The organism is Streptomyces sp. NPDC087420 (assembly GCF_044744165.1).
GTDB lineage: Bacteria > Actinomycetota > Actinomycetes > Streptomycetales > Streptomycetaceae > Streptomyces.
The window spans coordinates 578,083-585,750 of the sequence record NZ_JBIUXU010000002.1 but is presented as its reverse complement, the minus strand read 5'-3'; the positions used below and the strand labels follow the sequence as shown (position 1 = coordinate 585,750).

The 7,668-nt window shown below is 69.0% G+C and carries 7 protein-coding genes; 4 read left to right on the top strand and 3 right to left on the bottom strand.

Annotated elements, in window-relative coordinates; all coding sequences use genetic code 11:
- Positions 1–113 precede the first annotated feature (113 nt).
- Positions 114–1,685 (bottom strand): cryptochrome/photolyase family protein, encoded by a 1,572-nt coding sequence (locus tag ACIO1C_RS06040; RefSeq protein ID WP_401859078.1) that lies wholly within the window; start codon positions 1,683–1,685, stop codon positions 114–116.
- Between the two features lie 248 nt (positions 1,686–1,933).
- On the opposite strand from ACIO1C_RS06040, the gene ACIO1C_RS06035 reads away from it, so the two are divergent.
- The 4 genes from ACIO1C_RS06035 to ACIO1C_RS06020 all read left to right on the top strand — a co-directional run bounded on the left by ACIO1C_RS06035 (position 1,934) and on the right by ACIO1C_RS06020 (position 5,995).
- A complete protein-coding gene (locus tag ACIO1C_RS06035; RefSeq protein WP_401859076.1) occupies positions 1,934–3,379 on the top strand; it encodes a PA14 domain-containing protein in 1,446 nt (481 codons plus the stop codon).
- Between the two features lie 142 nt (positions 3,380–3,521).
- The gene (locus ACIO1C_RS06030; protein WP_401859074.1) at positions 3,522–5,195 is read left to right on the top strand and encodes an esterase-like activity of phytase family protein; all 1,674 of its coding nucleotides are present in this window, start codon (positions 3,522–3,524) and stop codon (positions 5,193–5,195) included.
- A gap of 153 nt (positions 5,196–5,348) precedes the next feature.
- On the top strand, positions 5,349–5,597 hold the full coding sequence (locus ACIO1C_RS06025; RefSeq protein ID WP_401859072.1) for a hypothetical protein: 249 nt from the start codon (positions 5,349–5,351) through the stop codon (positions 5,595–5,597).
- Complete coding sequence (locus ACIO1C_RS06020) at positions 5,594–5,995, top strand: DNA-binding protein (RefSeq protein WP_401859070.1); 402 nt, start codon at positions 5,594–5,596, stop codon at positions 5,993–5,995. The genes ACIO1C_RS06025 and ACIO1C_RS06020 overlap by 4 nt, the downstream gene beginning before the upstream one ends.
- 82 nt (positions 5,996–6,077) lie before the next feature.
- On the opposite strand, the gene ACIO1C_RS06015 is transcribed toward ACIO1C_RS06020, so the two are convergent.
- Both ACIO1C_RS06015 and ACIO1C_RS06010 read right to left on the bottom strand, forming a co-directional pair.
- On the bottom strand, positions 6,078–6,677 hold the full coding sequence (locus tag ACIO1C_RS06015) for a hypothetical protein (protein ID WP_401859068.1): 600 nt from the start codon (positions 6,675–6,677) through the stop codon (positions 6,078–6,080).
- A 322-nt stretch (positions 6,678–6,999) separates the two neighbouring features.
- Positions 7,000–7,590, bottom strand: coding sequence for a TetR/AcrR family transcriptional regulator (locus ACIO1C_RS06010; protein WP_401859067.1), 591 nt, complete (start codon positions 7,588–7,590; stop codon positions 7,000–7,002).
- Positions 7,591–7,668 lie beyond the last annotated feature (78 nt).

The following is a 7,668-nucleotide window of genomic DNA, read 5'->3' as shown; positions in this document are numbered from 1 at the left end:
AAGCCGTTCATCTGGACCAAGACCGCCGACCAGATCCTCGAATCCCTCGCCTCGTACTGCCGACGAATTACCGACTCAGGACACTAGGGCCTGTCCGCGAGGGGGTGGGCGGGTCAGGGGGGTGTGGTGCCTCGTCGGGTTGTTGTGTTGAGGAGTTCTGGGAGGTCTTTCAGGCGGTCCAGGCCCTTGACCGCCTGGGCCGTGCGGGGGTTGGTGGCCAGTTGGGGGCGGTGGCGGTGGAGGAAGGACCAGTAGCCCGTTGTGTAGGGGCAGGCCTGGGGGCCGGTGTGCTGGGTGGGGGTGTAGGGGCAGGGGGCGCAGAGGTCGCTCATCTTGTTGATGTAGGCGCCGCCTGAGGTGTACGGCTTGGTCGTCATGAGGCCGCCGTCCGCGTACTGGGACATGCCGATGACGTTGGGGAGCATCACCCAGTCGTAGCCGTCGACGAAGCAGCGGTGGAACCAGTCGGTGACCGCCGCCGGGTCCCAGCCGTCCTGGAGGGCGCGGCTGCCGAGGACCATCAGGCGGGGGATGTGGTGGGTCCAGCCGGTGTCCCGTACCTGAGTGAGCACCGTGGAAAGGCAGTTGGCCGAAACCGCGTCCGCGTCGAGGTCGAGGAACCAGTCCGGCAGGGGGGTGGTGTGGTGCAGTGTGTTGCGGTGGCGGTAGTCCTCGCCGAAGTGCCAGTACAGATGCCAGACGTACTCGCGCCACCCCGCGATCTGCCGGACAAAACCCTCGACGCTGTTGAGGGGCGCGTCGCCGGTACGGTACGCCCGCTCCGCGCGTTCCACGCATTCGGCCGGGTCGAGCAGGCCGAGGTTCAGGGGTACGGACAGCAGGCTGTGGCTCATCACCGGGTCGGCCGCGAGCATGGCGTCCTCGTAACGGCCGAAGTCGGGGAGCCGGTGGGTGATGAATCGCCGCAGCGCGGACAGCGCCTCGCGGCGGGTGACGGGGAAGCGGCGGGGTCCGTCCCGGCCGACGAACGAGACGTCGCCGTCGCGCTCCCAGCGGTCGAGGTCGTGGCGGACCTCGTCGTCGATGGCGTCCTCGCTCGGCTGCCACGGGCCCCGGAGGTGGAGAGTCCGCTGTCCGCGCGGCGGGGGTTCGCGGTTGTCGTGGTCGAGGTTCCACCGGCCGCCGACAGGTTCGTCGCCGTCCATGAGCAGGTCGTGCCGTTCCCGTACCCAGCGGTAGAAGCCCTCCAGCCGCAGGCCCTTTCCCCTGCCCCGGCCGGCCCACTCCGCGAAGTGGTCGTGACTCACCAGGAAGCCCCTCGCCGGCAGGATCTCCACGTCCTCCCGCGCGGCGGCGAAGTCCAGCGCCCGGCGGGAGGTGGGGTGGCAGACCGTCAGCCGAGGGGGGTGGTGGTGGTCCGGGGGGTCCGGGTGCCGGTTGTGCGTGCCCGGGCGGTGGGATGCCGGGTGTCCGAGGGCCTGTTCGAGGCCCTCCGCGTATGTCTCGGAGCGGATGTACGTGACCCGGTCGCCGAGTTCGGCCGCGCGGTGCCGCATCGCCGAGAGGATCAGGTGGGCCTTGGCGCGGTGGAAACGGCGCCGGCGAAGCACCGACCGCGCCTCGATCATGATCACCGGGGCGCCGGCGTCGGGGCCGCCGTGGCGCGGGTCGAGGAAGTGCGGGCCGAGCTGGTCGCCGAACAGCCAGTGGGGGCGTGGCGCCATGACGTACCGCCTGTCTTCTTACGGCTGTTGTCGCGAGCGGTGCGGTGCGGTGGGCGTGGGGCGCGGGCGCGGGCATGCGCGTGCCCGTGTGTCGGCCGTCGGGTCTCCCGCTCGGCGGCCTCCCATGCTGTCAGGCCGCGCGTGGCGCCCGCCCGCCGACACTCCGTGCACCGGTGGTGTACAACCCTCCCCCCGCCTCACAGGTCTCCACGCTGTACAACCTCCCCGCACAGCGCGAAAGGCCCCCCGTGCACCAGAAGAGATCCGTCGCAGCCCTGACCGTGGGCGCCCTGACCGGCGGCGCCCTGTTCGCCGTCGCCGTCGGCGGACTGCTCGCCGCCGCCCCGCGGGCGGCCGCCGCCGATGTCACCTGCGCGGCCAACGTCTACAAGCGGACGTTCTACAAGAACACCTCGTTCTCCGGCTCCCCGGCGCGCACCGACTGCGACACCGCCGTCGGCCAGAGCTGGTCCGGCAGTCCGGTCTCCGGTGTGCCGTCGAACAACTTCGGTGTCCGCTGGTCGGTGACGCGTGACTTCGGCTCCGGCGGCCCCTTCACCTTCACCGCCTCCGCCACCGACGGCGTCCGTGTGTACCTGGACGGCGTCCGGAAGATCGACCTGTGGAAGAACACCGGTGACACCGCCCGCTCCAAGGGCCTCAACCTCACCGTCCCCTCCGGCAAACACACCCTGCGCGTCGACTACGTGAACTGGAGCGGCGCCGCGAAGGTCACGTACACCTACACGCCCCGGACTTCGGCCACGTACGACAGGACGAAGCCCCTCGCCCCCACCGGTGTGAAGACCGCCTACAGCACGAAGACGCGCAAGACGACCGTCTCCTGGGCCGCCAACAAGGAGATGGACCTGGGGAGTTACTCCCTCTACCGGCGGGCCGTCGGCTCCAGCACGTGGACGAAGGTCGCCACGACGACGACCGGCGTCCGCAGTCACACCGACCCGCTCGTGAACCCCGACGACCGTACGCCGTACTACTACGAGGTCCGCGCCAAGGACAAGGCGGGCAACGCCTCTTCAGGCAGTACGGACACGATCGTGCGGCCGCTGCCCGTCGTCACCTCCCTGACCGGTGTGTACGACAAGGCGACCCGCAAGGTCGCCCTGAAGTGGCCGCTCAACACCGAGCCGCACTTCGACCACTACACGGTCCTCAGCAACGACCTGGTGGACGGCCGCTACGTCTGGGTCCCGCTCGGCACCACCAAGGGCGCCACCTGGACGACGGGCGCCATCACGGCGGACGGCGAGACCCGCCACTACCGCGTCCTCGTCACCAACGACGGCGGTACCACCACCTACAACCCCAACCGGCTCGACGCCGTCGCCACGAACGAACTCTGGCTGGAGGTCCCCGACGGCATCGCCCCCGCCTACGCCCCCGACCTGACCCTGCGCACCTGCGCACTCGGCGTCCAGGCGACCGTCTCCGACTACACGCCCGCCCCGATCCGCGACTTCACCGGCCTGGAGGTCGAGCGGCGCGCGGCGGGGACGGAGGCGTGGTCGGTGGTCCTGCACCAGGGGTACGACCCACGCTCCGCCAACGCCACAGCGACCGTGTGCGACCCACTGCCCGCCGACGGGAGTACGTACGAGTACCGGGCCCGTACGTACGACACGGCCGGGAACTACTCGCCGGCCAGCACGATCATGACCGTGACGGTGAACTGACCTCGTCTGCCGGGCGGGGTCGGTCCGCCGGGGCCCCGCCCGGTGGGCCGGCAGGAATCGGTCCACCATTTCGAACCGTGGGTTCACCCGGGATCGGCCCGGCGTCGGCCCGGCGTTCACCGGCGAGCGCGAGGTTCAAGCCATGACTTCAAGACCCTTCTCCCGCAAACGCACCCGGATCGCCCTCGCCATCGGTGCCACCGTCGCCGTCGTGGGCGCGGGCACCGTCGCGGCCCAGGCCTCCGGCTGGCTGTCGGCCCCCTCGCACGACTTCGGCGCGGTCGCCGACTCCTTCTCCGGTCACGGCAAGGTGACCGGAAACGTCCTGCGGAACGACGCCGGCGCGACCTCGGTCGTACGGCACACCGATCCGTCCGACGGCACGGTGGCGGTGGACGCGGACGGTTCGTTCACGTACACACCGAAGTCCGGCTTCACGGGGACGGACACCTTCACATACACGACGACCGACGCCGTGCAGCTGTTCAAGGACGCGGGCGCGAACGGCGCCCCCCTGCCACCGCTCAAGGAGGTCGCCGGGCCGAACGGCACCACCACCAAGATCTCCGGTGCGGGCTTCGGCTCGTCGCTCACCCCGGTGCCGGGCAGGTCGGGCCGCTTCTACGGCCTCACCGACCGGGGCCCGAACGCCGACGGCCCGGACGGCAACAAGTCCGAGATGCTCACCGACTTCACCCCGCAGATCGGGGAGTTCAAGCTGGTCGACGGCAAGGCTCAGCTGGTCAGGCAGGTCACGCTGAAGGGGCCGAAGAGCCTCGGCGGGGTGAAGTACAGCGGGCGCCCGCCGCACGACACCAGCGAGGTGATCAGCGACGTCGACGCGACCAACGCCAACGGCGGTACGCCCACACCCGTCGCCAGGGACGCGTACGGCTACGATTCCGAAGGCCTGGTGGCGCTGCCGGACGGCACGTTCTGGGTCTCGGACGAGTACGGGCCGTACCTCACGCACTTCGACGCGAAGGGGTACGAGCTGGGCCGGCTGACCCCGTACAGGAACAGCCCGGACAACGCGTCCCACAAGATCGTCGGGTACCTGCCGGCCGAGCTGGCCAACCGGGTCAAGAACAAGGGCATGGAGGGCCTGACGGTCACGCCCGACGGGTCGGCCCTGGTGGGGATCATGCAGTCCGCGCTCCAGCAGCCGGACCTGGGCAGCACGAAGGCGGCCGGCGTCTCGCCCGCCCGCATCGTCTCGGTCAACCTGCGTACGTACCAGTCCAAGCAGTATCTGTACCTGCTGGACAACCCGGGGACCACGGGGAGCGCGAACAGCGAGATCACCGCGCTGTCCGGCACGAAGTTCCTCATCGACGAACGTGACGGCAACTTCCAGCCGTTCGCCCAGAAGACGCTGTACGAGGTCGACCTCAACGGCGCCACCGACGTCAGCGGCCTGACGATCGGCGGCAAGTCGCCCGAGGCGTTCGTGGGGGCGGGCACCACCAACGCGGCGCTCGCCGCGCTCACCGGCGCCGGCGTCCACGTCGCGCAGAAGCAGCCGTACCTCAACGTCGGAACGCTGGTGAGCCAACTCGACCCCACCGGCGGGTTCTTCGCGCACGACAAGGTGGAGGGCGTCGCGACCGCGAACGGCGGCAAGACGCTGTACCTCTCGAACGACGACGACTTCGGCATCGACACCATCGTGGTCGACCCGGACGGGAAGTGGACCGTCCACCAGAAGGTGCTGCCGCCGACGGGCCGGACGGACAACGCCGAAATCCTGAAGGTCGACACCACAAAGCTGCCGGCGGTCCTCAAGACCGTGAAGGTGACGGTCCGCGTACGGTGACGGCCCACGGACGCTGACGGTCCACGGACGCTGACGCGCTCGGCCCCGCCGGGGCCGCCCACACGGAGGGGCGGGCCCGGCGGGCCGCACCATCCCCTCTCCGCAAGGGAGCCAGGACGAGCATCCCCGCGCATACTCCAGCATGCTTCCCTTATGTCCTCCACGACTCGCATCACCGTCACCCTGCCCAGCGACCAGGTGGCGGAGCTTCGCAAGCTCACCGACAACGTTTCCGGCTACGTGGCCGAAGCGGTGGCCCGCCAGATCCGGCACCAGCTCCTGGGCGACGACCTGCGACGGCATGAGGAAGAGCACGGGACGTTCAGCGACGAGGAGCTGGCGGAGGCCCGCTCGAAGATCTCCGGTGCCGCCCGCCCCGCCAAGGACGCGGACGCCGCATGAGTGAGCGCGTCGAGACCGTCGTTCTGGATTCGGAAGGGCTCTCGTCCTGGATCGGGCAGGACCGCGCGTTCCTCGCGATGCTGAAGGTGTTCCACGAGATGGGCGCCGACCTGGCCATCGGAGCGAACACCATCGTGGAGGTCTGCCACTCCCGCACCCACATCCCACGCCTGAACTGGGCCCTGTCGCGCATCAAGGTGGAACCGGTCACGGAGCAGGCGGCGAAGGCAGCCGCGGGCCTCCTCGAAGAAGCAGGACTGCACGGCCACAAGTACGCCGTCGACGCCACGGTGGCGGAAGTGGCACTGCGTCAGCCGAAGCCGGTCGCACTGCTGACGTCCGACAGTGACGACATGACCAAACTCTGCGGCAGCCAGGTCCGCGTCATCCCCCTCTGACGCCGAACGCCCGGCCGGGAGGGCCCGGCCGGGCGTTCGGTTGAGCTGCTGTCGGGGTGGCTTCCGGGCCGCCGCCGTCAGGTCAGATCGTCGGCGTCTCGTCGACGACCTCCTTGTGCGGTTCGACCACGAACTTCCAGCCGTCGCTGGGCTCCAGGAACCGCACGCGGGTCGGGTAGATGTCCAGGGCGCGGCGGTCGCGGTTCTGGCCGCCCGTGTTCTTGCGCCCCCGGGCCGGCTCCTCGAACAGGTCGACCTTGACGTCCGGCACCGCGACAACTTCCTCGCTCCAGCGCTGAACGACCCCCACGCCGAACGCGTCCCGCGCGGCGGAGTAGAGCGAGTCCAGGGATTCCTTGGTGCCGTTGGGCACGAAGAGGGCGAGGTTCAGGAGGACGCCGGCGCTCTGGAGGACCTCGATCTCCTCCCCCGTCTTGTCGGCGACCCAGATTCCGCGCTCTTCGGCATTGTCCGGGAGGACATGGCGCTCCTCACCGAATACCGTCCTCGTGGTGAAGGACCCTCCCTCAAAATTCTTACCCGGCTCTGTGAGGAAAGCCGGGGCATAGCAGTCGAGAGGAAGACCATCCATCTCCGCCGAAACAAAGATGCTGTCTTGGAGGCCCAACTCCGAAACCTCTTCGGCCGTAAGACGTCGAGCCGTTACCTTCTCGGTATTCACGCCATTCCCCTTTTTTCGAGGCGTCCTGTAAACCCGTCAAGACTCTACCACGAAACGAGGGGCCAGTTCCCATTGCGCACTTCTCGGGTGGAGGCAGATCACAGGTTTCCCCGCCGGTTTTCTCCTTCGGCGGGGGGATGTGTATTTTCATTCGGCCGACCGCGATTCCTGTCGATCCAGGGCGCGAAATGCCCGGTCAGGGCTGCTCAGTTGGCCTGCCGCCGGCCCACTTGTCGCCATTCGGACAAATCCATTCGCATTCCGCACGAGGAGTGACACCGCATTTGTCTCCGGGCGCTTTCGCGAACGGTTCCCGCCAGGCTCAATTCTGTCGGCGCAGTCCCGCGACAAGCAGGCCGATCAGCCGGCGCGAGTTGTAGCGCGGATTGTTCCCGGCCCCCACGCAGAGACTGGCGACGCCGCGCAGCAACTCGTACACGTCCTGGCCGGGCCTAATTTCCCCGGAATCGACGGCGGCGTCGAGCAGCTGGGCGCATACGGGCACCAGCCGGTCGAGGAAATAGGAGTGCAGAGGATCGAAACAGGGGTCGTCGGACTGCAATACGGCGGCGAGTCCGAGTTTTGTGACCAGGAAGTCGACAAAAAGGTCGATCCACAGCCCCAGGGCGGCGTGCGGGGTCACGCCGGCCGCCAAGAGGTCGGGGCCGGCCGCCGCGAGGGCTTCGACCTGGTGGCGGTAGACGGCGACGATGAGGTCCGCCCGGGTCGGGAAGTGGCGGTAGATCGTGGCCGTACCGACGCCGGCTTCGGCCGCGATGTCACGGAGCGGCGCTTCGACCCCTGCCCTGACGAAGACCGCGGCGGCCGCGTCGAGCAGGGTCTTCTCATTGCGCCGGGCGTCCACCCGCTTGGACCGGGTCTTCGACCCCGTGGCCCGGTCTCCGTCGCCCATCGCTCCCCGTCGCAGCCGCTCGGTCCCGTACGGGATTGATAAACGGTACACCGTCCCGTATCTTCGGCACCATCTTGA

What these genes read in the sequence shown, in the direction of transcription:
- ACIO1C_RS06020 (WP_401859070.1), top strand. Translation starts at nt 5,594, where the DNA reads ATGAGTGAGCGCGTCGAGACCGTCGTTCTGGATTCGGAAGGGCTCTCG.
- ACIO1C_RS06025 (WP_401859072.1), top strand. Translation starts at nt 5,349, where the DNA reads ATGTCCTCCACGACTCGCATCACCGTCACCCTGCCCAGCGACCAGGTG.
- ACIO1C_RS06040 (WP_401859078.1), bottom strand. Translation starts at nt 1,685, where the DNA reads ATGGCGCCACGCCCCCACTGGCTGTTCGGCGACCAGCTCGGCCCGCAC.
- ACIO1C_RS06030 (WP_401859074.1), top strand. Translation starts at nt 3,522, where the DNA reads ATGACTTCAAGACCCTTCTCCCGCAAACGCACCCGGATCGCCCTCGCC.
- ACIO1C_RS06010 (WP_401859067.1), bottom strand. Translation starts at nt 7,590, where the DNA reads ATGGGCGACGGAGACCGGGCCACGGGGTCGAAGACCCGGTCCAAGCGG.